Genomic DNA, 23,841 nt, shown 5'->3' with positions numbered 1-23,841 from the left:
ATGAAGATAGTAAAGACTATAGATGAAGTACGCGCACAGGTAAAGGAATGGAGAGCGCAGGGGCTTACAGTAGGTCTCGTACCCACTATGGGCTATCTCCACGAGGGACACGCAAGCCTTATCGACGCTTCCCACAGAGACAACGACAGAACAGTCGTATCCGATTTCGTAAATCCAATGCAGTTCGGTCCTACTGAGGACCTTGAGAGCTATCCCCGTGATATAGAACACGATGCACAGCTTGTTGAAGCCCACGGCGGCGACCTTATCTTCAATCCCGAGCCGTCAGAAATGTACCATGAGGGCTTCTCCTCATTCGTGGATATGACAGTTCTCACACAGGAGCTCTGCGGACTCAGCCGCCCTGTACATTTCAGAGGTGTATGCACAGTCGTATCAAAGCTTTTCAATATAGTAAAGCCTGACAGAGCCTACTTCGGTAAGAAAGACGCTCAGCAGCTTGCAGTTATCCGCCACATGGTAGACGACCTGAATATGGACATCGAGATAATCGGCTGTCCTATCGTCCGCGAAACTGACGGACTCGCAAAGAGCTCACGCAATACATATCTCAATGATGCCGAAAGAAAGGCTGCACTTGTACTTTCACAGGCAATATTCCTCGGCATGGATATGGTAAAAAGCGGCGAAAAGAACTGCTCTGCGATCATAGCCGCTATGAAAAAGCACATTGAAGCCGAGCCCCTTGCACGTATCGACTACGTAAAGATAGTTGACTGCGCAACAATGCAGCAGATAAAGGCTCTTGACCGTCCGGCACTTTGCGCAATTGCTGTATATATCGGCAAAACTCGCCTTATCGACAACTTCTTCACCGAAGACGTATAAGGAGGCAGCAATGGAAATATCAATGCTCAAAAGCAAGATACACCGCGCTGTCATAACTCAGGCTGAGCTCAACTACGTTGGCAGCATAACTATTGATGAGGAGCTTATGGAAGCTTCGGGACTTTATGAATACGAGCACGTTCACGTAGTAAATGTCAACAGCGGCAGCCGTATCGAGACTTATGTCATCGCAGGTGAACGCGGAAGCGGAGTTATCTGCCTCAACGGAGCAGCAGCCCGTGCAGGACAGAAAGGCGACCATGTTATCATTATGGCATACGCTGCAATGACTACAGAGGAGATAAAAACTCACCGTCCTAAGGTAGTATTTGTAGGTGACAAGAATGAGATAATCAAGGTTGCGGACTACGAAAAACACGGCGTTTTAATGTAATATACAAATTCAGCCCCGAACAATGTTCGGGGCTTTTACGTTTTTAATCGCAGTTATTATGCTTGTAGGGACGCGCATTGCGCGTCCCTGTTCCACAAATCAATAATTTACGCTGTAACCATGTGTAGGGGCGCATCCTCGACAGCCCGTTCATGTTATTTTTATCGTAAGATCACGGGCGGCGAAACGCCGCCCCTACAATCAGTTAAAGGCTTCATTCAGCCATTTTACAAGGCGTTCCCTTGAATACGGGATATCATCGCAGTAGATGCTCATTACCTCTTCCACGTCCGCTCCCTCAGCCATTTTGCGGATATCCTCCGTACTGCTTCCGAAGCCGCTGCTGCCCTGAGTTGCGATAAGATAAAGCTTCTTACCGCTGAGATCGCAGCTCTCAAGGAATGTAGCCACAGGCATTGGAACTGTTCCGCACCACAGCGGATAAACCAGTATCACCGAATTATAACCGCTTATGTCGATAGGCTCTATTTCGGGACGAGCGTCATCACGAAGCTCCTTCAATGATACCGTTACTGTACTCCCATAGCTTGACGGATACTTCTTACCTGTCACCGTTATCGCCTTAGTTTCGCAGTCTGCCGCATTTTTTATCATCTCAGCAAGCAGCTGATTGCTTCCCATAAGCTCGCCGTCCGCAAGCAAAAGCGAAGCTCCCGATACAGCGTCCACATCTTCCTCAAAATCCGTATTGCCCACTCTTGTGAAGTATACAACGAGAGGCTTTTCGCTGAGCTGTACTTTTTCGCCGTCTACAGCCTCATTAAGACTTATATCCACTAATTTGAAATGGCGGTTGAGATAAGGCACAAGAGCAAGTCCCACAGCTGCCGCAGCTATAGTTGCCAAAGCAATAAAAATGCCTGCTTTTTTCTTTTTCTTCGCCCTTATATAGCCGCGCATACCGCCGTGAAATACGGACAGTGCCAGCACAGCTGTGGCAAGATATTTATGCAGGTCACTGCTTCCCAAAGCTCTGAACCAAGGAAAAATAAGCCTTGAAACGCCCATGCTGCTGACCATAAGAACAATACTGCAAAGCATTAGCAATATCGTTGAGATATTGAATATCTTACGTGGTACAGGCTTTTTTGAGCCGTTAAACAGCGTTGCATACCATTTTCGCTTTATGATTATGTGTACTGCAAGACACACAAAAAAGCCTATCCCAAGTAATTCATGGACTGTATTTCCAGTAAATACGTACAGCATCTGTGCAAGAAGCAGTCCATACATCGCTATATCAACAATTATTCCGACTGTTTTTTTAGTTTTTGCTTTATCCACTGACACCACTCCTATACAACATCAAAGCTGTAATCCCCGTGTATGGGGATATTTTTTTCATCTATGCTTTCGATGCTTCCCCATGAATGATTTTCGAGAGCTTCGATAAGATCTGAAATATCTCTTTCCGTACCCTCTGCTTCCATTTCAACAGAGCCGTCAGGGAGATTTCTCACCCAGCCTGAAATACCTAATCTGCGGGCTGTATGACTTGCCTTCCAGCGGAATCCCACTCCCTGAACATATCCGTAAAAAATAAGATGTTTTCTTACCTTTTCCATTTTTTACACTCCTGCACACTTTTTATAATATTATACAGCATAGTTTTTATGCAGTCAAGCATATAAAATGAACATCTGTGCCGTTCTTTACTTTTCGGCTGTATCGTGATATAATTATCTATATTATTGCAGGAGGGCGAATTATGAGATATTTCAAGGTCGAAGATGAAGTAATAAAACTTACAGATGAAAACGAAGCATTCAGATACAGCTTCGGTGAAGAAAAATGGGATCATTCTGATATTGCTGACAGCTGCACTGAGATCACAGAGCAGGAAGCACTCATTCTTCTTGATAAGCAGCGTACAAAGCTCAACGCTCTTTTAGAACTTGCGAAAAAAACTGCTGCCGAGAAACACAATGGGCAGTTTGATAAAGGCGGCAATCCCTATTTTACACACCCTCAGGCAGTTGCTGCCCAGCTTCAAAATACCGAATACAAAATAGCTGCATATCTTCACGATGTATGCGAGGATACCCCCACAACCTTCGATGATCTGCTTGAAATGGGCTTTACTATGAGGATAGTAAATTCAATAAAGCTCCTTACAAAATCAGATGATATCTCATATGAAGAATATCTTGAAAAAATAAAACTTGATGAATGTGCAAGAAATGTAAAAATGGCTGATATCAGGCATAATATGGACATTTCGCGTATTCCCTGCCCTACAGAAAAGGACTTTGCAAGAATTGAAAAATATAAAAAAGCTCTGAAATTCCTTGAAAAAAATGACATTTAAAGTCTGCAAGCTGCGGACTTTTTTTGATTTGATTTTTTTTCGTCTTTGTGTTACACTTGAGGATTTTTTTGCAAGTAAGGTTTATGAAAGCACATAACAAACCGATCGGAAGCTTTTTAATAAATCTAACAACTCAGAAGAGGTGGTAATATGACAGATAAAGAATACCGTACTATGTACGGAAAGTCACCGCAGGCAGCTCAGACTGCTCTGTTTGACGAGTATCTCAAATATGTATACGCTATAGTTTACAATAAGCTCAGAAGCTGCGGAAGCCGCGAGGATATAGAAGAATGTGTGGGAGATACTTTCTCCGCAGTATTTATAAGCTATGACAGAGAAAGAAAATTCGACGGAGACCTTAAAGGCTTTATAGGCACTGTTGCAAGCAGAAAGGCTATACAGATGTTCCGCAAGCTTTCTTCCAAAAGCAATTCCACTGTTTATATCGAGGACGAAACTACGGAATTTGCAGACAATGAACGCATGGAAGAAAATGCAGAACGCTCCGAAACTCGCAGTATACTGCTAAAGCTAATAAAAAATCTCGGAGAACCCGAGTCTACAATGATAATACAAAAGTATTATTACAACATGAATTCCACTGAAATAGCGCAGAAGCTTAGTATGTCACCTGCTGTTGTAAGAGTGAAATGCAGCAGAGCACTGAAAAAACTGAAAGAACTGCTTTCTGCGGAAGGCTATGACCTGAAGGAGGGAAATATATGAAGGATAACAAAATAATAGGCTTTGATGTCCTTGAAAACTCCGATATCAATGACCTTGAGAAAATAGGTGCTGATAATATGATGATAGACAAGTCTGCAAGAGACCGTATGCTAAAGATCACAAATAAGAAATACAAAGTGGAAAAAGAAATGCTTGACAAAGAACAAAGAAATGAAAATATATCAGAAAACGAGGACGCTGTTACAGGCGTTGAAAACTACAGCCGCAAGGGCATTTCAAGGATAATATATACTGTCCTCTGCTCTGCTGCTGCACTGACACTGGTTTGCGGAAGCATTTATATGTTTGGCAGAAACAACGGAGATTCACCTGATACTCCCGAGCCCCTTGAAAAGGCTACTACTACCATAGTTTCCGGAACTACCGTAAATACAACTGCGACCGAAACAGGTACAGCTGCTTCAACCAAGAGTACAGCAGCTGCAAAGACTACTGTTACAGATACAAATGTGAACACTGTTACTTCTGCCGAAATTACTACAGCCGCAGCTGCGAATGAAGCTCCTGTAAATAATACAGAACCTGTCGTAACTGAAATTGATCCGAAATGGATATCGAAATATGACTCAATAGATCCTGCCGAGGCTACTCAGGAAAAGCTCGATGCGGCTTTTCAGAAAGCTATGGATAAGTTCATGTTCGGCAAGAACTTCTATGGTTACGGTAAATCGACCAGCCCATATGAAGTTGAGATAGACACATCACCTATATGGGACATAAAGGCTGATATGCGCGACATCAACGGCGATTCAGTTCCTGAACTCTTTATCTCTTATGATATGAGAGGCGAAAGCGGAGCAAGAACAATAATGTTTATCTATGACGGAAATGAGTTCATAGCTCCAACAGTAAAAGGCTGCGACATAGACGGCTACGAAATGATCCTTTATATAGATGCTCAGTGGATGACTTACAATCAGGAGGATAAATGTCTTTACCTTGAGGACAAGTCAGGATACAACTTTACACGAAAAATAAAATTCGACAGTGATAATTCGTTTACTAACGTTGCTCAGTTCAATTATCAGGGTTATTATGAATACGGCGAATTGGTTAACACATACGATAGGTATATTAATAGCGATAATCCTATATACGACAGTTCAAAAATCGGCAATCTTCCCGGAGATCGGATGAACGCTGAAACATTCTATGCTGACAAGAACATCAAAGCAGAAATGTATGAGGAAAATTCTTATGACTATCCTGCATTATAATGAGAGAAGGCGCACGATCGTGCGCCTTTTTTCATGTTTGCATCAGATCAATATGCGAACGGTCAATGGTCGTCCTACAGGATTGATTTATTTATGTGGTAGAATATTTTTTGTTGCACTTTATCTGTTCTCTTTGAGTATATATTATGAAAGCGGAAATGCGCATAACTACTTTTCATATACAAGGGGGGATCTGCCATGACAGATAAGGATTACCGGAAACTTTTCAGAAAATCTCCGCAGGAAGCTCAGAATGCCCTGTTCGATGAGTATTTCAGCTACGTTTATACGATCGTTTTCAATAAGCTGAGAAGCTGCGCGACAAAGGAAGATATCGAAGAATGCGTCAGTGATGTTTTCGCGGATATATTCTCTTACTTCACTCAAAACTCAGAACAACAGAACGAAAATATAAAAGGCTTCATCAGCACTGTCGCTATAAGGAAGGCTATAAATATGTTCCATAGCATTATCTCAAAAAGCGGACGTACTGTCTCACTTGAAGAGGGTGACGCGGACAATATACGCGATGATACCGACATCGCACACAATGCTGAACGCGCGGAGCTTCGCAGGACTCTTCTGAGACTCGTTGAAGAGCTTGGAGAACCTGATTCAACTATCATAATCCAGAAATACTACTACGGCATGAATTCAAAGGAAATTGCGGAAACTGTTTCCCTTGAACCTGCCGCTGTCAGGGTAAGATGCTCAAGAGCCATTAGACGGATCAAAGATAAACTGGCTGAACTCGATATATCTTTGAAGGAGGCAGAATTATGAAAGACAACAACAAAGAAATTGATTTCGGTATCATCGAGAATGCCGAACTCAGCGAATTAGAGTCTCTTTCCAAAAAAATCGCTCCTGTAAGCAGCGATGAAAAGAAAAAAATACTGGAAATGAGCAGAAGAAAGTTCAATATAAATAATAATGACATTGCAGACCATAACGAGGATACCGTAAGCGGTTCTGAGCCTTACCGTCCGAGGACTATGCGGAAGGTATTCACTGCCGTTGCTGCTTGTATCGCTATTGTAGGCGGTATCGCAGGCGGTGCAGCTCTTTTGCACAGGAATGGCAGTATTAACGGCTCGGATATAGAAGAAACTACCGTAAGCGAAGAATCTACTTCTCTTCCGATTGACAGCATCAAACAGCATGAAGTATTTTTCCGCAAGGGCGACAGTCCCGAAAGTCCTGTTATACTAACGGGAAGTAATATTAAAAAGGCTGAAATGTGTTTGCTTGACGAAAACGACGGATCAGAATATGCTATACAAGTAGCATTTGACGAAGAAGGTCAACAGCTATTTGCAGAGGCTACCTCAGAGATCGCAGGCACAGAAACTCCCATATCCATATGGGTAGACGGTGAATGTATTTCTACACGTATAGTCGATGGAATTATGTCTACAGGTTTCATGATACACGGAAACTTTGATGCTGAAACTGCCATAGCTCTTACTGACAAGCTCTCAAACTGCAATACCGCATACGGTCTGACCTCTGACGACTTGAAGTACGGCAATAACCATGTAGACCTTTTAAATCAGTGCTTGCAGGAATTCATCGACAATGCCGATGACAACATCACTGACGCTTTCTATTGCGAATACGACATCAACGGCGATGATATACCTGAGCTGTTTATACAGTATTTCACATCAAATGCTCCCGAATCAAGCAGCGTATGTGAGCTTTATGCTTTAAAAGGTAATAAATATGAAGCTATCACTACAAAATCAGAAAATATCTGGGTTCACCATAACAATAAAAACGGTATAGTCATAATAAAAGCTAATTCCTCACCTACTATCTATTTGGTATTTAAACTCAATGAAAATAATGAACTAGAACTTCAAACTCAGCTTCAATGCACAGTTGTCGGTGATAAAGAAGTTTATACTATAAACCGTGAAGAATGTACAGAGGAAGAATGGAACGCAAAACTCAGCGAAGTCAAGCCCGAGGACGTTGAATGGCTCGATGAGCTTACAAAGGACTTCTATCACAAGTATTAACGAATAGAAAAACAGACTCCATACGGAGTCTGTTTTTTTGATATGATCTATTTTACCTTTTCTATCTTCATTTCAAGATTATAGATAGAGCCGTCAAATGCCAGATAATAGAAATATCCTTCTATATTCAAGACATCGCCTTCTTTTATACCATAGACCTCGCTTTCAGTCATGCCGCTAAGGCTATGAGTGGAAAAGATCCACTTCTGACCGTCCTCGGAAATAATATACGCACCCTCTTTGCTCTTGACCTTTATACCATTGACCTTTAATTTATAGAAGTTTCTGTCCTGAAATTCAAAATCAGGGTCATTTACTATCTCTGCATAATCCATTGCAGGAGTTCCGTCATCTACATACTCAAACGGCTTATCTACATAATCTCCGTAATCATCGTCTTCGTAATCTTCATAGTCGTCATAATCTTCGGGATAATCCTCAGGATATCCCTCGTGATCATCGTACTGTTGATAATCATTATTTTCATTGTGATATTCCGTTGTTTTCTCGGTTTCCTGCTCTTCATGATAAGCCGACTGCACAGAGAGCCCGCCGCATTTTTCAAATCGTCCCTCGCTGAGATAATAATATATCTTATTGCTTTTATCATATGCAAAGCTGCCTGAATATATTATTTCGTCCCCTACTTTGAATTGATTCCTGAAATCAGGTGAACCATATGCAAAGTTGATAGTCATTCCGTTTGCAAAGGTAAGTGTATCATTCGTCACTGAAACGACCTCTTCGCTCCATGAACCCGATCTCATTCTCGGAAGCCCGTCTATAGGCGATACAGTCGTAACTATGGGCGGTTCTGTTGTAACAGGCTGTGTAGTTGTAGTAGTAGTCGTCGTTGTGGTTTCCTCAGTAGTAGTCTCGGTAGTATCTGTCACAGCCTGCGTTGTAGTCACTACGGCAGTAGTCGTTACTGTTGGCTGTGTGGTCATCTGAGTAGTTGTAGGCTCATCACCCGACCACATACTGCTTACAAATTTAGGGAATGACTTGATTGCATTGCTTATTTCCTCATTCTGCATAAGAACTACGAAAAGTACAGCCGCCGCACCGGTCGCAGCTAAAGTATTTCGCTTCACCTTCATTGAACGGCGTTTCTTCTCTGCCATGCGCTCCTCAGCTTTACGAAAGACGCTTTCACTTACTTGAATATAATCCTTCATAAACAAAGCCCTCCTTCTCAAGCTGTGCTCTCATTGCCTTTTTTCCGCGGCAAACAAGATTTTCGACCTGCTTTTTAGTCTTTTTCATCACCTGAGCTGCTTCCTTTATGCTTAGTCCTTCGATATATACAAGATGCAATGCCTGTCCGTAATCAGTGTTGACACTGCCCAAAGCCCTGTATAAAGCTATATTCTGCTCCTGCTGTATGTACGACTTCTCAAGATTCTCTTCATCTGAAATATCATACAGCTCATCAATGGGAAGGTCATAATTCTTTGAACGCTTTTTTAAATAATCATAAGTAATGTTTCTTCCTATAGCATAAAGCCATGTCTTGAACGAGCTCTTGCCTGAATACTTAGGCTTTTTCATAATAAGCTCGACAAAGGTCTCCTCCATAAGCTCCTCTGCTTCGCAGATATTCCGCACCATGCTGTTTATATAAAGAGAAAGACCGTCCTTGTATTCCCGTATGACCTCCGTCATTCCGTCGTTATCGCCATTTATAAATCTGTTGTAATTGTTTGCACCTTTTTCGCTTCTAATACTGTCGGCAGACGTTGCCTCAAAAAGCTTTTCCATGACCGTAAGGCAGCCCGTCTGCATAATTATGTCCTGTACTGCGGCAAATACGCTGCGGTATACAGCTGCACCACTGCTGTATCTCACATTACGTTCTGACGGAGAGTATCTGTTTTCAAATAACATCCAGCACTCCTCCTATACACTATATATAATTAGTCTCTTAACAATAAAAAAACACTCACATAAAAATTATATTTTTATTTTTTGACTAATTAATACCAAACGCCACAATTATCCATATTTTATTATAATACTTTATCAAAATAAGGTCAAGCCAATTTCTGCATTATTTTTTACTTCACAAAAAAAATTTTTTGAAATTGGTGAGTGTTTTTTTATTTTTTAAAGACTAATAAGTGTAAAGGTTTTAAAACCGCATTTTTCTATATACTTTTGAGAGGACGCTCCCGAAAGTACATTCCCCCCCGTTGATGCAGGCGTGACGTCTCCCTAAATCATGCCTGCACGACACTATCACGTTCATAAGGAGGTATTTATCATGAACATCAAAAGAAGTATAGCCGTTGTGTTGTCATGCGCAATGGCTGTCGTTCCACAGATCAATACTTCTGCTCTTTCAGCAAACGCCGCTCCTGACGAACCTTCTATCATAGTTGCGATAGGTATTGATCCTCCCGACCCGAACGAAGAACCACAGCCGTCAAGCGGAATCGTGCTCCCGCGAGTTGATCTTGAATATGACTGCGCAGAAGTAGTTGACGCTTCATACGAAGTCATCACACTTGATGACGGCAAAAAGCTCTACGTAAACAGCGGCGAAAAAAAGGTCTATACAGGTATGTTCCAGAAGGGCAATAAGATAAGCATTTCAGGTGAATTTGCTTACAGTGAGACTCAGGACCTTTACCTTAACTGCACAGCTGATATAAAGCTCGTTCAGAGCGAGACAAAGCAGGACAAGGAGCTGGAAGCAAAGATAGCAGAAATGCCGCATCTTGAGTTCGGCTCGTACGGAACTTATGTAATTGATGCAGATAAGGACACTATAACTGTCGATAACGGTATGAAGCTGTACGTAAGCAGCGGTCTGCAAAATTACACCGATATGTTCAAAAAGAACAACTGCATAAGCCTTGAAGGGGAATTCGCTTACGACAAGGACAGCGATATGTTCTATAATGTTGACAGCTATATGGGTATCTGCGACTACGTGATCGGCTATAACGGATATGGCGGTTATGAAGATGAGGACGGTAACTGGGTCGAAGAAACAGAGATCGTTACTACTACCACTAATGTCAACGATATAACTACCTGCCCTACTACTACCACAACTACTGCTGCCGAAATGAGATACCTTTTCGACGGCAAGCAGCCCGAAGGCAAATATCCCGTTCATTACTATGACTACACACTTTACAAATTTAATAAGGAAATAACCGTAAAGGAAATCGACTCATTTATCATTGTTGCCGAGGACGGAACAAGATGGGGCTTTAGCACGGCCGAACATGATCCGTATGAGCTTGGCAGAGGCGATGTTATAAGAGTTTCGGGATTTTTCCAATACTTCGCAAATGCAGATGAATTTTATGCATTCACAGGTGATTATGAGCTCATTTCCGCAAACCCGGATTACGAGCAATATGCTGAAATGGAGATAAAGAAGGATTTCAGCAAGCGCAAGATAATAGATAAAAGACTTTGTGCTGATCACATGATGCAGTATGCCCCTGAGTTAGAAGACGTTAAAATAATAGGTATAGAATACGGTGAGATATTCACGGTTGAGGGCGGATACAAGTTTGCCTTCATGACAAACAACCCGGGTCTTGACGAACTAAAAATAGGCACTCATATCAATATATCAGGCTGGTTTGAATATGATTCTTACTTCGGCTGGTACTGCGCAACAAACTATCATACTCCTGAGGACGAGGCAGGAAAATTCACTATCGTAAGACAGCCCGAAAAGGACGAGGTCATTGATACTTCTGAATTTCAGCCTTTAAAGGTAAAGCTGTACGATGATTACGAAGAAGAGATCGAAGAAGAACCTGTTTCAACACTTGAAGGCGACGCAAATATTGATGGCGGCAAGGATCTTTCAGATACAGTTATCATAATGCAGTCTCTGGCAAATCCGAATAAATATCAGCTCTCAGATCAGGGCAAAATAAACGCCGATGTTACAGGCAATAACGACGGCATTACCCTCAATGATGCCATTGCAATACAGATTTCTCTTCTGTATAATGAGTAAAGTTTTCATCATATCCCACATTCCTTGATAAACTCCCCTTCAGTCGGCTTTATTTCTCCAGCTGCTGAAGGGGCAGTTTTATATCCCGGAATATATAAAAACGCCCGATAATTCAAATTATCGGGCGTTTACGTTATTTATCACTTCTTGATATCTGTCTCGAACTTGGCGTCCTTATAGTCTTCCTTGATCGAATCTCTGAGCTTATCAAGCGTCTCAAATCCATCAAAGACAACATTTCCCTTCTTAAAGCCTTCGCCATAGATCTCACCGAAGAATATATCGCTGTCGGGAACTATGATGCTTACATTCGGGAAATCGCTTCCCTTACCATTATCGGGAGTTACAACATTCTCGAAGAGTGTGTAGTAGTAATATGTAAATGTATCCTTGCTCTTCTTGTCGTCCTTCTTGGCTTCTGTAGTCTTTTCCTTGTCCTCGGACTTAGCTGTTGTTGTAGTCTCTTCCGACTTCTTATCATCAGCAGCTGTTGTAGCAGCTTCGTCCTTCTTCTCATCAGCCTTTGTTGTAGTCTCCTCGGCTGCTGTTGTCTTTTCTGCCTCTGTCGTCTCTTCCTTCTTCTCTTCTTCCTTCTTTTCCTCTTCCTTGCCTGCCTCGGGATCCTTTGCAGTTACCTTATACACATAGCAAACTATATTTTTAGGTGTAAAATAGCCTGTCTCCTTAGGAATATACAGATCAACACCTGCAAGCTCAACGTCAACAAGCTCCTTGTCATCCCATGAGTCAGCAAGTTCCTTGAAGCTGTCAAGAGCATACTTGTCCATTCTGTCGTAGGAAGCCTTTTCGATATCTGCTATCTTCTCAACATATGAAGGCACACCTTCAACCGTGTACTCCTTCTTTATCTGAGTCGGCTTGTAGCCCTTGTTAAAGCAGGATTCCATTATATCCTCTTCATCATAATATGAAGGTCCGAAGGTAACCGTTACCTTATCGCCGTTCTTTAAGCCGTATTTCTTATCAGCATCAAAGCCGAGATTTACAGGAAGATCATCATCTACCTTGAAGGACATTACGCTGTTTTCGCCAACGCCTGTGTACTCGATATCAAGATACTCAAAAGGATCAAATTCCTCAGGAACATCAAGATCGGTAACTTCGATAGTCTTATCGCTTACCTTGAGCTTTATATTGTACTTCTTTTCAAGCTTCTCAATATCGTCATCGTCCCACTCGAATGTGATCTTATCGCCGTTTGAAAGCTCTCTTGTGTTGTCAAGCTCGCCGCCGAGATACTTTTTCAGCTTCTTTACAGCTCTTTCGATATCCTTTTCGTCCTTCTTGCTCTTTATATCGAAAGCCTTCAGGTTATCGGTGACCATTTTCTCATAGTCAATGCTGTAGGTTGCCACTGCAACAGAATCCATTCCCTCAAACTCGACATTAAGATAGTCATTAGGGTCAATAGTTACCCTTCCGCAGCTTACGATAACAGCTGCAAGCGGTAAAACTGCTGCCATTTTCAAATACATCTTTTTCATAACTCTCATACCTCTATATCCTTCGGACATACGTCCTTAATAATAAATATATTATAACAAACATTGTTTTTTCCGTCAATTGACAATTTGTATCAAATTTCCGACAATATCCGATGCCTTTATGTGAGCCATAAAAGTATTAAAAAGCTCTCCTCCGACCTTAGCCGAAGGAGAGCTGATGTTAATGCGTTATGTTTTTTGCGAAAATCGTTCCGTTTTCATCAAGAAAGATCGTCAGCAGGCTGCCGTCATGGAGAAGGCTGCTGCAGGTACAACTTATCCAGTTATTATTGTTTACATAGTTATCATTAATGATCTCTACATTGTCATAAAGCTGATCAGCTAAATTGATTGTAACTATGCCTGTATAGTCATACTCGTTTTTCAAATACTCCCTGACTGTATCATATACAGTATCATAATCGGTATTTGTTTCTGCTGATATTTGGTTTGCTGTTGCTTCTGTTGAAGATCCCGACTCAGCATCGAAGCTCTCCTTTTCGACTGAAGATGGCTGGCATGAAGCTATTTTCCATACGCCGTCATCGTCCTTAATGAATTCCATATCCAAAATAGCTACCCAGCCCCCAGAACCGCTGCCAAGATACTCATCATCTGGCTGACAGATCGTAACTCTCTCCCACCTAAAAGAATCCTCTCTGATCTGAGACGGCTTTTCTGAAATAGGTGTGTCGGCTGCATAATCGGGTACAGTCGGAGTAAGATATTCATGTGCGTACAGCTCTCCCTTATACTCGATCATACCATGAATGTTCTCATCATTTTTAAGTACAGAAGTATCATCACCGTCTATCCTGTAGCAATAGAACTGACTTACAGGATCAATGAAATACGGACTGTAATAACTTATAAGTTCATCGTATGAAGTAAAATGCGGATTATTGATCTTGTAGTATATAAGATCTTCTTCAAAATGAGATGACCATATCTTTAACTGTTCTCCGCTTGTGTCAATATTCGGCTTTGAATACAGATTTCTCGCTTCGATCCAATGAGGCAGAAGCTCGTCTGCAATGCCCTTCATTTCTTCAAATGTATGACCGTTTATTTCTGTCTGTGCTTCTGTTGCTGCTTCTGTAGTCTGAACTTCTGTTGTATCAGCTTCGGTGTTTGTTTCGGTCGTATCTGCTTCTGTTGTAGCCGCAATATTAATTTCATCAGGGTCATCAAACTGATTTCCCTTTGTTCTGTTCAGCAACGTAAGCATTCCTATTCCGCCTGCCATAACAACAAAAGCTGCTGCTGCGCATAAAGGTCTGTACCATACAGGACGTCGATACTGTTCTACTCCGCGGACGCTTATTTCGTTTGTTTCTGATTCGGAACCTCTCTGTAATTCTGCTAATTTTTTCTCGCTCATTGCAAGTATTCGCTTTTTTGTCTTTTTGTCATCTGACGAAAAAGGAACAAGACTATCAATGATATCATCATCGGCTCTGTTAAGAATGTCAAGCTTTAGATCTTTCATATCATTTCCTCCTTTATACCCATTTTAACAAGTATACTGCGAAGTTTTTCCACTGCCCTCTTACAGCGCATCCGCACTGTTGACGGTTTCATTGAAAGTAATTCCCCAATCTGCTGTGACCGTTTAGCATAATAGTACTTCTGTATTATTATGGTAGAATCGGGCTCTCCCAACGAATTGATACTATCCATCAGTATACGCCTAAGTTCAGTCCTTTCGCTTTCGCTTACAAGGTCTTCGTCCGAACCCAGCTCACGGCTTGTATCTTCATCTATTGAAAATGTCTTATCAGTATGGCGCATAAGACTCCTGTAATGGTCAATGCTTATCCGCTTAGCCACTACTCCTATAAATGGCTTCATGTCGCCGTTGTTATACTTTTCACCGAATGTAAAGAATATTCGCGCAAATATATCACTCATGCACTCCTCTACATCTTCATTAGTCCCAACGCTCCTGAGCCTGTTAAACGCTATTGCACGGACATAGCTGTAATATTCCTCAAACAGTTTCTCATGTGCCTTCTTCTGAGACTTTTCCAGAAGTTCAAGATATTCGCCGCCTGTCATGCGGTACCCTCCTTTTTGGTTTTTGCGGTCATGTCCTGTGTACAGGAACACAGCCGTTTAAAGCTTCCATGGTCGCTTTCACTATATACAAACGTACACTTGCGAGCTTTCGTCACAAAATTTTTTTCCGACATAAAAACATAAAGAGCCGACCACTGAGATCGGCTCTATAATATGCGGTTTTCCGAGCTTTACAGCTTATTCTGCTCCTGATACCTCATCAATATAAAAGTCGGTGAGACTGTCGGGAGACTCCACGTAGAGCTGTAACATCTCTGCGCCTTCAGGGATAACATATGCATCATTGGAAAGCGTAACCCATTCACCGCTCTTGGCTGTTACCAGTGCTACCTCGTCGTACTTTTCTGTACCGTCATTGTACTGCATAGTCAGCTTCATGGTCACATCTTCGCCGCTTTTCTGCATTGCCTTTGCAGAGAATTTATATGCCTTTCCGGGCTTGTAGGTATCACTGCTGAGCATAATAGCCGCACCGTTCCAGTTATCCGTTCTTCCGCTTACGAACAGCGACTGGCTGCCGTCAGAGGAATTTTCCTTGTCTACAGTCACCAGCGAACCTCCTCGTGGTATCCAGCCCTCAGCTCCCTTTTCAAAGCTTATATCAAAGAAGCCTGCTTCTGTGGGATCACCCTCTGTGACCGAGCTTTCAAGCTTTGCGATAGCGTCGTAGTCAACTGTTACATCTATATCATTTGCCTCGGAATATGTTCCGCCCACTTTCAGGGCATTCTTATATATAGTAGCCTTGCCCTGCGACTGATAGCCCTCTATGGTAAGTGCGACCTCATACATCTTTCCGAGCTCAAGTCCGCACTTCTTCCATGCATCGAAATGCTTTGATATAGATATAGTACCTTCTATCTTGTTGCCGCTGCTGTCGGGCTTTGTGCGCCTTACGCTCCAGTACTGCTCAAAGGTCTGAGTACCGTCGATGGAGGGCTGTTCGTATCTTGTGGTCTTGTATATATCGTATGTACCGCCGTCAACTGTTACTGTACCCAGTGCAGCAGGTGCTCCGGGCGGTCTCCAGCTTCCCCATGATTCTACTATATAATACTCTACAAGGGGCTCTCTTGTCCAGCCGTATACGCACATATACGAATTGCCTATGGGCTGATAGTCCACGCCGTAGTCAATGGAAATATTTCCCAGTTCCTGATAGGTCTTTGTGCAGTCATATTTCTTACCGCGGCGGAAGAGCGCATTATTGATATTCTCCCATTCGCATGAGAAATTACCACCGCCTGCCTCTACATTGAAGGTTGTATCTCCCTCATCTTTCCATAGCTCATAATCGTATCCGTCAGCTGTACCTGTAATATTTTCATGGAAAACCTGAGTCTTTCCGCCGCTCTCCTTATTATTCTGACTACAGCCTGTGAATGTACTTATAATACACGCAAATGCCGCAGCAATTGATATCTTTTTCAGAATTTTAATCATCATTCGGCATATTTCCTCTCTTTCTGCCCGTTTTTCGAGCCTTAATTCGATTTTAACATATGGTAATTTTTTTACAAGTCATTTTTTGCGCTTGACAAGTCGAATTTTGCGGTGGCTAATTGCTTATCAGCCATTCTGCGCCTGTGTTCGGCATTAATTTTATGATAATTGAGTACATGATGAAGTATTTGATTTATACTCATTTTTAATGACAAATGCATATTTTTGTTGTATAAAACGCTGAAATCGCAAAATTAATGACACGTTTTTCCTTCTCATGTCGTTTGTATGTTATGAAAGCTGCAGTGCGTATACCATTTCGCGCACTGCTCAGAAAATTTTCAAACAGGAGATAATATTATGAAAAAAAGATTAGTTTTTGCTCTTATTATGACAATGGCACTTTGCAGCTGCGGCAAAGAGGAATCTCATCAGAGACCGGATCATTCTTCAAAAACTCCAACTACCACAGCCGCTGCTGAGACAACTGCTGCTGCACAGGAGGCTGCTGAGACAACTGCTATAGTTGCTGAAACTGCTGCCGTAACTACTACAGCTGCCGCAGAAAATACAAACACAGAGACTACAACAGCAGCCGATGTATCTGCCGAAACAACTGATGCTGCTTATGAGTCAGCAGGCTCTCACGTTAATTTAGATACAGAAGACCTTTTTGCAGGTCAGTTCTTCGATGAGAACAACAGCAATTTCTCTATGGTATTAGACAACATCGGAAATGGCTACAAAGTAAATATATCACGCAAGGTATCCGACACACAGATAGATAACTGGTACATTACAGGTCAGTTCGACGGCAGAGCTGTTCTGCACTATGACAACTGCTCAAAGTACATCATTACCCTTGACGAAAACGGCTTGACTTCTTCGACCGAGACCGTTTATACAAACGGAACAGGCTATATCGCTATCTCGGAAAGAGGCGGTCAGGACGATACAGGCTATGTGTGGAAGGACGATGTTGACAACGCAGGCAGCGGTGCTTTCTTTAAAAAATAAGTTCCTTTTGAATATATAGTAAGGATAAACGGCAGGGTCTTTTCGACTCTGCCGTTTATTTCAGGTTTTACACTTATCAGATACCTTTAAAGGTTATCTTTTTGTATTTCTCAAGCTTCTGAGCTACCTCTGCACGAGCGTTTGGATCCATGAAAAATCCGCCCTGAACTTCGGCTATCTCGTCGCAGTGCACTCCGCGCCCTTCCTCTGTGGTCCTGTCGCGCTCGAGTCCGTTAGGAGCGATAACGAATTTCCACTTTCCGTCAGGAGTCTTTTCAAGATCGCCGCCTGCTCCGCATACAGTACACTCGATAGGATACTTTAATCCTTTCCACTGAACATCGCCTAAGCACAGGCTGTTGCTGTGACAATTAGGACACCAGCCTGCATCGGGATCACCTAACCACTTTCTCTCAGCAGCAGGTGTATTCAGTGCCTTCATTACATTCTGTCCTATCTCTCTTGCACGGGCAAGCTTCTCCTCATACAGAAGGACCTGTGCAGGTGCAGGAACCGCGGTAGCCATATACATATCAACTATCTTGAAGCTGTTTGTTACCGTAGTTATCTGCATACATTCAAGTGCAAGCGACTGCCATGAACGGTATGAACCGCCTACAGATATAAGTGCTCCAACTCGGTCACGTGGCTCGATGGCTCCTATCTGTGTAAGAAATGCAGACTCATAGGCTAAATTTCGGTGCATGAATTTAAGGAACAATGACGACGGCATAAGTGCATATGTAGGTGCAGCAAATATTACTGCGTCCTGATTGAGCATTACCTGCATTATCTTATCCTTATCGTCCTTATTCTTCAATGCACAGCCTGTGTTTTTGCCCATCGACATTCCCATTGTACAAGATGTACAGCCCGTACAGTCGAGCAGATCATAGTCTTTTAAATTGATCATGGTTATCTCGGCACCTAATTCCTGACATGCCATGAGTGCTTCTTTCAGCAATATCTCGCAATTGCTGTCTTTACGTCCTGCTGTAACGCCCATTACTGTAAATCCCATAACAAAACTCCTTTTCTAAAAAAATAAAATAAAATGCCGAATATTTTGGTACAGAAAGCAGGATCACGGCCATATCCCTTTTTGCTTCTGTATTTGCCTATTTAAATTCTTTCTTTTAATTATTATACTTTATTTCACACAAAAAATCAATAGTTTTAAGATGTTAAATATCACAATATTTCGCCGAAAAATTCGTCATTGTGGCACTTGAAATATAAAGCATATTATGCTATAATGTATATTGTAAGGGCAAAATGTCTATGCAAAAAACTACAATTATATTACTGAAAGTAAATCATGCTCTGCGGAAATATTTCCGCAGAGCATTTTTTCAATATATCATTCTGCCTCTGAAATGAGATGTCCGACAGCTTACGTCTGCTTCATCGCTTATGACTTTTTTCAGGTCATACTTTGCAGGTGCTCCCTCTTTATCGCCGAATGACATACTCCACACAAATATCGGAACGTGTCCCATTTCACCGTTGCTGTGTACAGCGATAACATGACCGAACTTCCATTTGTCTCTCGTAAGCTCACCAAAATGAAAATTCTCCGTCATTTCAAGGAACTTCTCCCATAGCTCTTCATTTTCAATGTAAAGCCATATTTTTTCGCCTTCTCCCAATAATTCTCTGATAGTATGCATATCTGTACTCTCCTTAAAAATATTCCATAAGAGCACAAAAGCGACCCCATCGTTACGACAGGATCGCTCAATAGCTGTATTATCCCATCGTTCAAGCTTTAGCACCTTACATATGGCAGGTTGCTGTGCGGTCAGCGGGCTTGTCCCTCACGCACTCTTTATGGTATAGTTATTATAGCACAGAAAAGATATAATGTCAAGATAAAACATAAGAGTTTTTTTATTTGAAAAAAAATTTCAAATAAGGTGAGAGTTTCTTATCTCTGCTTCGTCTAATAATTGAAAAGCCCGAAAATGAGGTGATATTATGGACTATACTATCAGCATAACCAACAAATGCAACCTTAAATGCAGTTACTGCTACGAAAGGCATCTGAATACGGAATACGGCTGCATAACCAATGAAATAAAAACAAAGATCGCAGACTTCATAAACAGTCAGGGCAATGCTGAAATAATATATCTTTTCGGCGGTGAGCCTCTGCTATATAAGGATACTGTAAAATACTACTGTGAAAATGTTAAGGCAACAGAGTTCATCATCACAACAAACGGAACTCTGCTTGATGAAGAATTCATAAAATGGTGTGCGGACAGAAAAAACGTCATAATCAATATGTCCCATGACGGAAGCGAGTGTACCGAGCGCGGTGCCGATACAGCGATCCTCGATGCAAACCTGAAATTATTACTGAAATATCAGCCCGAAACACTTGTACAACTTGTTTATACCGAAGATACTCTTCCGAAGCTGTACGATAATATAATGTATCTGAAAAATATGGGCGTAAAAAAGGTCTCTGCAACAATGGATGCTTTCCTGACGCCTTCCGATCCCGACAGTTTCGGTGACATTATGCGGGAACAATGGCGAAAAATAGCTGATATACCCAAATTTTTCGTACATGAGCTCGCTACAAAAAAGAACACCATCAAAAACAATAAGCCAAGCTTATGCGAGATATGTAAAAAGAAGCTCTTCATCAACTGGGACGGCAGCTTTTATCCCTGCGTTCAGTTTCAGAATATCCCTGAATATCGCTGCGGTGATATTTTCGTTGGTATTCAGGCTGAAACTGCAAGAAAAGCTCATCCTGATTACTCAATGGTCTCGGAAAGATGTAAAGGCTGCGAGATAGCAAAATACTGCCGTAATTCATGCGCTTGCAGGAAAATGGCTACAACAGGCACTGTAAGAGATATCTCGGAAGCCGCTTGTATGGAAGAACAGGTGCATATACTTACTGCACTTGAAATATTATCTAAAGAAAACGGAGGTATGAAACAATGAGGAAATTTACCAAAGAGATAGCATCACTTTTAGCCACTGTTACTGTTGGTCTGTCTGTTAACACAGGTTCTGCTGCATCGGAAGAGTGTGTAAAGCTTGAAGGTGAATTCACAACTCCGGACGGCTTTACGGATTCAATGCCTGAAGAGCTCGTTCCCACCGCAGGTGTAGCTATCAACCAAGACATCACTAACGGAACAACAACTACTACAGCTATGATAGGTACTACCACCGCAACAAGAACCACAGCCACTACCTATGGCTGCATCGGTACTACTATCACAACAACAGAGGCAACAGAAACAACAACGACCACTACTACAGGTCTTATAGGTACTTCTATAGCAACACCTGAGGAAATAGTCACAACTACAACTGAGGAGATACCTCCTCTTGCCGGATTGCTCGCTCCTCCCGACGGCGATGCAAACTGCGACGGAGATACAGATATGTCTGACGCTGTACTTGTAATGCAGTCTCTTGCAAATCCTAATAAGTACGGTATAGACGGTACGGCTGAAAATCATCTTACCGTAAACGGCAAATACAATGCAGATATGGACGGTGACGGTCTGACCGTTGGTGACGCTCAGGCTATTCAGAAAAAGCTTCTCGGCATAGAATAAAAACGTTTAGCTGATCTGTATTGACCAGACGAAAACAGCGGTATTCCCATAAGGAAATACCGCTGTTTTTATGTCGTCATAATTATGTTTTAAGCAGCTGACAATGCTGTTATTTTTTGGGAAATATTGCGGCAGACCTGAAAAGTCTCATTCTTCGTCTGTGACTACTTCACCTGTCCAGTCGTTTATACCGCCAAATTCATATACGTGTGTATACCCCATGTCAGCAAGCTTTTGTGATGCGACCTTACTGCGCCTTCCGCTTCGGCAGTAAACAAGAATTATCTGATCAAGGTCAGGCAGTTCTTCAGGTCTTTCAGTATTGATGTTTTCATTCGGAATGAGGATCGCACCCGGAATATGACCGCTGTCATACTCCTCCTGATGACGTACATCTACGATAACACTGCTTATATCAGCGTCCATGAACTCCTTAGCTTTTTCCTGCGAGATCTGCTGATATATCTGCGATACTGCAATAGTAGTCCCTGTAGGTGTCTGTCTGATATTTGAAGAAGATAAAGCACGATCCGGTGCGCATGATGTCAATGAAAAGAATAAAGCTGCAATGAGAATTATCCGTTTAGTCATATGATAATTACACCTCCATATTATTATGAAGTCATTCTTTTATCCATATCTCCCTTTTCATCAGTTACTGTCTTCTTCAAAAATTGTTATTGTGGTTTATCGCTGCTGCAACGATCAATACCGCTATAAGCCGCATGACCACTCCCCACCTGTGTTCGTCCATGATCTCTCATGGTGATGCAAAGCAGCAGACATATAAACTTCGGCGATCAGCTCATTTAATGATCTGATTTTCATTCTTTAAGAACAGGTCACAATGATTATATCACATATGTTATAAAAATGCAAATGCGCGGAAAAATATATTCCTTACAATGAATTATAGCGAAAAAAAGTCAGCAGGGACTCCACGCTTATAACATATCAGTTATAAAAATGCAAGTGAGCGGTAATAAGCTTTCTTTCCTGCCATGAATGGGCAGAAATCAATTTATTATATATCTGCACCATACTTTGCATATATGCTTTTTTTGCTTTTTTCTTGAAGAATTCAAAGTAACATGGTATAATGATAACATAAGTGATGATTTCTTCCGAAAAACGAATTCATTTACGGGGATATTAATTGCATTTTATGATACAGAATTACTTTTACTACAACTTGCATAACTATCATATTACTACAACAAAGCAAAGAAAGCAGGAATTATCAATGAAAATATGTGTTCTTAACTGTTCTCCAAAAAACGATCTTTCCATTACGCTGCAAACTGTTTTTTATCTGCAAAAATGGTTTCAGGAAAAGCTCGGTGAAGATGAGTTCGATATCATTCCCGCATTCAGCGGAATAGTTACCGACAATATCAAAGAAGCTATACAAAAAGCAGATCTCATCATCATGTCAGGTGCCGTATTCCATTTCGACGTCCACAGCAGTATGAGCGAATTGCTGGATATCCTTTGCGATAACTACTATGATATCCTAAAGGCCAAGCCAATTACCTTCCTGTCGACATCGGGAATGCTTGGAGATACTATGGCTCACAACAGATTTGAAATGTGGGCAAGAAGAAATGACCTGATGTATATAAACAGTCTCAGTCTTGAAAGCTCCGAAATACTTTCTCCTACAGGCCGTGAAGAGCTGTTTTGCTGGTTTAAATATACAAAAGCAATAACAGAATATTATAAGAATAAAAAAATGCCCCAAGCCAAAAGTCACGGTCGCGTCGTTTTGCTGGATACCTGTGAAAAGGAAAATGAAACAATATTATCTGAAATAAGATCAGCTAAACAAAGATTTGAAGCAAGCGGCTTTGAGACCAAGATAATAACTTTAAGAGAAAAAAATATCCGTCACTGTACAGGCTGTCAGTGCTGCTTCAGCAACAGGACATGCGTATTCAATGATGACTGGAAAAAGACCTTTGAAGAACTTTACCTTGATACAGACATGATCGTATACTTCGGCGGATTGCACTATGCGACACTTGGCAACTGCTATAAGACCTTCCTTGAAAGACACGCTTGTTTAGGACGTTCCGGAATCGAAGATGAGGTCATAAAATCCTATTTCTTTATTCTGGACGAAAAATCCGACAGAGAAGATATCTCTGCATTCAAGATAAACTGCGAGACCTTTGACGGCCTGAACTGCTCTTATCTCAGCGATATCTGCGAGATCGGCAATAATGAAAAAATGCTGGAGCTTTACGATAAAATGACTATCGCATACAATTCAGACATCATGCCGCAAAACGGATTCCTGAAAAACGGCATCAGAACAGGTTTTGCCAGAGTTGCTGCAACCGTAAAGAACCGCTGTCCGGGTGATTACAGCTACTTTAAGAATCTGGGCTGTTATGACACTATTCAGGCAAGTCCTCAGGTACAATGGCTGGATAATGCCGAGGACGCTCAAAAGGACAGAGAAGCAAGGCTGATACCTTATAAAATGACTCTGTTACACCTTGCCGAGCTTCCTATGATAACCGAAAGAAGAAAATACAAAAGCATATCAGTCATTGAAAGACAGAAAGCTGCGGCAAGAGGTACTGATATCTATAATCATTAACTTACTGCATATCCGTTTCTTTCTCCGACACAGCTTTATTTTTCATTAATACGC

The 23,841-nt window shown here is 41.7% G+C and carries 23 protein-coding genes and 1 riboswitch; of the genes, 12 read left to right on the top strand and 11 right to left on the bottom strand.

The genetic code is table 11. The annotated features are described in order from the left end of the window. Nucleotides 1-849: a pantoate--beta-alanine ligase gene (gene panC, locus L870_RS0115920; protein ID WP_028518991.1), complete on the top strand. Its 849-nt coding sequence runs from the start codon at nt 1-3 to the stop codon at nt 847-849. Nucleotides 850-859: 10 nt separating this feature from the next. Then, the gene (gene panD, locus L870_RS0115915) at nt 860-1,243 is read left to right on the top strand and encodes an aspartate 1-decarboxylase (protein ID WP_028518990.1); all 384 of its coding nucleotides are present in this window, start codon (nt 860-862) and stop codon (nt 1,241-1,243) included. 201 nt (nt 1,244-1,444) lie between these two features. On the opposite strand, the gene L870_RS0115910 is transcribed toward panD, so the two are convergent. Then, nucleotides 1,445-2,548: a flavodoxin gene (locus tag L870_RS0115910; protein ID WP_028518989.1), complete on the bottom strand. Its 1,104-nt coding sequence runs from the start codon at nt 2,546-2,548 to the stop codon at nt 1,445-1,447. A gap of 11 nt (nt 2,549-2,559) precedes the next feature. Next, on the bottom strand, nt 2,560-2,829 hold the full coding sequence (locus L870_RS0115905; RefSeq protein ID WP_028518988.1) for an acylphosphatase: 270 nt from the start codon (nt 2,827-2,829) through the stop codon (nt 2,560-2,562). Between the two features lie 143 nt (nt 2,830-2,972). Here L870_RS0115905 and L870_RS0115900 point away from each other — a divergent pair, with 143 nt between their 5' ends. From L870_RS0115900 to L870_RS0115880, 5 genes are all read left to right on the top strand, one after another. After that, a complete protein-coding gene (locus L870_RS0115900; protein ID WP_051411617.1) occupies nt 2,973-3,572 on the top strand; it encodes an HD domain-containing protein in 600 nt (199 codons plus the stop codon). A 150-nt stretch (nt 3,573-3,722) separates the two neighbouring features. Further along, nucleotides 3,723-4,301 (top strand): RNA polymerase sigma factor, encoded by a 579-nt coding sequence (locus L870_RS0115895; protein ID WP_028518986.1) that lies wholly within the window; start codon nt 3,723-3,725, stop codon nt 4,299-4,301. Continuing rightward, entirely contained in the window at nt 4,298-5,539 is a 1,242-nt protein-coding gene (locus L870_RS0115890; RefSeq protein WP_028518985.1) for a hypothetical protein, read from the top strand. Before L870_RS0115895 ends, L870_RS0115890 begins: the two co-directional genes overlap by 4 nt. 198 nt (nt 5,540-5,737) lie before the next feature. Continuing rightward, nucleotides 5,738-6,322, top strand: coding sequence for an RNA polymerase sigma factor (locus tag L870_RS0115885; RefSeq protein ID WP_028518984.1), 585 nt, complete (start codon nt 5,738-5,740; stop codon nt 6,320-6,322). Beyond that, a complete protein-coding gene (locus L870_RS0115880) occupies nt 6,319-7,563 on the top strand; it encodes a SecDF P1 head subdomain-containing protein (RefSeq protein ID WP_028518983.1) in 1,245 nt (414 codons plus the stop codon). Before L870_RS0115885 ends, L870_RS0115880 begins: the two co-directional genes overlap by 4 nt. A gap of 47 nt (nt 7,564-7,610) precedes the next feature. Here the strand turns inward: L870_RS0115880 and L870_RS19795 are convergent, their stop codons facing one another. Together L870_RS19795 and L870_RS0115870 are read right to left on the bottom strand one after the other, a co-directional pair. Then, entirely contained in the window at nt 7,611-8,741 is a 1,131-nt protein-coding gene (locus tag L870_RS19795) for a hypothetical protein (protein WP_028518982.1), read from the bottom strand. Next, entirely contained in the window at nt 8,716-9,450 is a 735-nt protein-coding gene (locus L870_RS0115870) for an RNA polymerase sigma factor (RefSeq protein ID WP_242836528.1), read from the bottom strand. Before L870_RS0115870 ends, L870_RS19795 begins: the two co-directional genes overlap by 26 nt. 376 nt (nt 9,451-9,826) lie before the next feature. On the opposite strand from L870_RS0115870, the gene L870_RS0115865 reads away from it, so the two are divergent. Further along, complete coding sequence (locus L870_RS0115865; RefSeq protein WP_028518980.1) at nt 9,827-11,551, top strand: hypothetical protein; 1,725 nt, start codon at nt 9,827-9,829, stop codon at nt 11,549-11,551. Between the two features lie 140 nt (nt 11,552-11,691). Here the strand turns inward: L870_RS0115865 and L870_RS0115860 are convergent, their stop codons facing one another. From L870_RS0115860 to L870_RS18805, 4 genes are all read right to left on the bottom strand, one after another. Then, the gene (locus tag L870_RS0115860) at nt 11,692-13,065 is read right to left on the bottom strand and encodes a hypothetical protein (protein WP_028518979.1); all 1,374 of its coding nucleotides are present in this window, start codon (nt 13,063-13,065) and stop codon (nt 11,692-11,694) included. A gap of 172 nt (nt 13,066-13,237) precedes the next feature. Beyond that, on the bottom strand, nt 13,238-14,545 hold the full coding sequence (locus L870_RS0115855) for a hypothetical protein (protein ID WP_028518978.1): 1,308 nt from the start codon (nt 14,543-14,545) through the stop codon (nt 13,238-13,240). Continuing rightward, nucleotides 14,542-15,114 carry an RNA polymerase sigma factor gene (locus L870_RS0115850; protein ID WP_028518977.1) on the bottom strand — a complete coding sequence of 191 codons (573 nt, stop codon included), beginning with the start codon at nt 15,112-15,114 and terminating at the stop codon, nt 14,542-14,544. The genes L870_RS0115855 and L870_RS0115850 overlap by 4 nt, the downstream gene beginning before the upstream one ends. 198 nt (nt 15,115-15,312) lie before the next feature. Beyond that, on the bottom strand, nt 15,313-16,581 hold the full coding sequence (locus tag L870_RS18805; protein ID WP_051411616.1) for a glycoside hydrolase family 11 protein: 1,269 nt from the start codon (nt 16,579-16,581) through the stop codon (nt 15,313-15,315). A gap of 357 nt (nt 16,582-16,938) precedes the next feature. On the opposite strand from L870_RS18805, the gene L870_RS0115840 reads away from it, so the two are divergent. Further along, on the top strand, nt 16,939-17,595 hold the full coding sequence (locus tag L870_RS0115840) for a hypothetical protein (protein ID WP_028518976.1): 657 nt from the start codon (nt 16,939-16,941) through the stop codon (nt 17,593-17,595). Nucleotides 17,596-17,671: 76 nt separating this feature from the next. On the opposite strand, the gene L870_RS0115835 is transcribed toward L870_RS0115840, so the two are convergent. Continuing rightward, nucleotides 17,672-18,616 carry a flavodoxin family protein gene (locus tag L870_RS0115835; RefSeq protein WP_028518975.1) on the bottom strand — a complete coding sequence of 315 codons (945 nt, stop codon included), beginning with the start codon at nt 18,614-18,616 and terminating at the stop codon, nt 17,672-17,674. Nucleotides 18,617-18,947: 331 nt separating this feature from the next. Further along, a complete protein-coding gene (locus L870_RS0115830) occupies nt 18,948-19,265 on the bottom strand; it encodes a hypothetical protein (RefSeq protein ID WP_028518974.1) in 318 nt (105 codons plus the stop codon). Between the two features lie 81 nt (nt 19,266-19,346). Then, a riboswitch (SAM riboswitch) is annotated at nt 19,347-19,432 on the bottom strand. A gap of 140 nt (nt 19,433-19,572) precedes the next feature. Here L870_RS0115830 and L870_RS0115825 point away from each other — a divergent pair. Then, nucleotides 19,573-20,556, top strand: coding sequence for a radical SAM/SPASM domain-containing protein (locus L870_RS0115825; protein WP_028518973.1), 984 nt, complete (start codon nt 19,573-19,575; stop codon nt 20,554-20,556). Next, complete coding sequence (locus L870_RS0115820; protein WP_028518972.1) at nt 20,553-21,182, top strand: dockerin type I repeat-containing protein; 630 nt, start codon at nt 20,553-20,555, stop codon at nt 21,180-21,182. The genes L870_RS0115825 and L870_RS0115820 overlap by 4 nt, the downstream gene beginning before the upstream one ends. Nucleotides 21,183-21,329: 147 nt before the next feature. On the opposite strand, the gene L870_RS0115815 is transcribed toward L870_RS0115820, so the two are convergent. Continuing rightward, complete coding sequence (locus L870_RS0115815) at nt 21,330-21,773, bottom strand: rhodanese-like domain-containing protein (RefSeq protein WP_037272797.1); 444 nt, start codon at nt 21,771-21,773, stop codon at nt 21,330-21,332. Between the two features lie 652 nt (nt 21,774-22,425). Between L870_RS0115815 and L870_RS0115810 the strand changes: the two genes are divergently transcribed. Then, nucleotides 22,426-23,787 carry a flavodoxin family protein gene (locus L870_RS0115810; protein ID WP_028518970.1) on the top strand — a complete coding sequence of 454 codons (1,362 nt, stop codon included), beginning with the start codon at nt 22,426-22,428 and terminating at the stop codon, nt 23,785-23,787. Nucleotides 23,788-23,841 lie beyond the last annotated feature (54 nt).

Origin of the sequence: Ruminococcus flavefaciens ATCC 19208 (assembly GCF_000518765.1) — a bacterium.
In the GTDB taxonomy this organism is placed as follows: Bacteria; Bacillota; Clostridia; order Oscillospirales; family Ruminococcaceae; genus Ruminococcus; species Ruminococcus flavefaciens.
Note: the sequence above shows the minus strand (reverse complement) of the source record. Positions and strands in the feature narration are given on the sequence as shown.

Coding starts and splice junctions, on each gene's coding strand:
- panC (WP_028518991.1), top strand. CDS start 1: ATGAAGATAGTAAAGACTATAGATGAAGTACGCGCACAGGTAAAGGAA.
- panD (WP_028518990.1), top strand. CDS start 860: ATGGAAATATCAATGCTCAAAAGCAAGATACACCGCGCTGTCATAACT.
- L870_RS0115905 (WP_028518988.1), bottom strand. CDS start 2,829: ATGGAAAAGGTAAGAAAACATCTTATTTTTTACGGATATGTTCAGGGA.
- L870_RS0115900 (WP_051411617.1), top strand. CDS start 2,973: ATGAGATATTTCAAGGTCGAAGATGAAGTAATAAAACTTACAGATGAA.
- L870_RS0115895 (WP_028518986.1), top strand. CDS start 3,723: ATGACAGATAAAGAATACCGTACTATGTACGGAAAGTCACCGCAGGCA.
- L870_RS0115890 (WP_028518985.1), top strand. CDS start 4,298: ATGAAGGATAACAAAATAATAGGCTTTGATGTCCTTGAAAACTCCGAT.
- L870_RS0115885 (WP_028518984.1), top strand. CDS start 5,738: ATGACAGATAAGGATTACCGGAAACTTTTCAGAAAATCTCCGCAGGAA.
- L870_RS0115880 (WP_028518983.1), top strand. CDS start 6,319: ATGAAAGACAACAACAAAGAAATTGATTTCGGTATCATCGAGAATGCC.
- L870_RS19795 (WP_028518982.1), bottom strand. CDS start 8,741: ATGAAGGATTATATTCAAGTAAGTGAAAGCGTCTTTCGTAAAGCTGAG.
- L870_RS0115870 (WP_242836528.1), bottom strand. CDS start 9,450: ATGTTATTTGAAAACAGATACTCTCCGTCAGAACGTAATGTGAGATAC.
- L870_RS0115865 (WP_028518980.1), top strand. CDS start 9,827: ATGAACATCAAAAGAAGTATAGCCGTTGTGTTGTCATGCGCAATGGCT.
- L870_RS0115860 (WP_028518979.1), bottom strand. CDS start 13,065: ATGAGAGTTATGAAAAAGATGTATTTGAAAATGGCAGCAGTTTTACCG.
- L870_RS0115855 (WP_028518978.1), bottom strand. CDS start 14,545: ATGAAAGATCTAAAGCTTGACATTCTTAACAGAGCCGATGATGATATC.
- L870_RS0115850 (WP_028518977.1), bottom strand. CDS start 15,114: ATGACAGGCGGCGAATATCTTGAACTTCTGGAAAAGTCTCAGAAGAAG.
- L870_RS18805 (WP_051411616.1), bottom strand. CDS start 16,581: ATGATGATTAAAATTCTGAAAAAGATATCAATTGCTGCGGCATTTGCG.
- L870_RS0115840 (WP_028518976.1), top strand. CDS start 16,939: ATGAAAAAAAGATTAGTTTTTGCTCTTATTATGACAATGGCACTTTGC.
- L870_RS0115835 (WP_028518975.1), bottom strand. CDS start 18,616: ATGGGATTTACAGTAATGGGCGTTACAGCAGGACGTAAAGACAGCAAT.
- L870_RS0115830 (WP_028518974.1), bottom strand. CDS start 19,265: ATGCATACTATCAGAGAATTATTGGGAGAAGGCGAAAAAATATGGCTT.
- L870_RS0115825 (WP_028518973.1), top strand. CDS start 19,573: ATGGACTATACTATCAGCATAACCAACAAATGCAACCTTAAATGCAGT.
- L870_RS0115820 (WP_028518972.1), top strand. CDS start 20,553: ATGAGGAAATTTACCAAAGAGATAGCATCACTTTTAGCCACTGTTACT.
- L870_RS0115815 (WP_037272797.1), bottom strand. CDS start 21,773: ATGACTAAACGGATAATTCTCATTGCAGCTTTATTCTTTTCATTGACA.
- L870_RS0115810 (WP_028518970.1), top strand. CDS start 22,426: ATGAAAATATGTGTTCTTAACTGTTCTCCAAAAAACGATCTTTCCATT.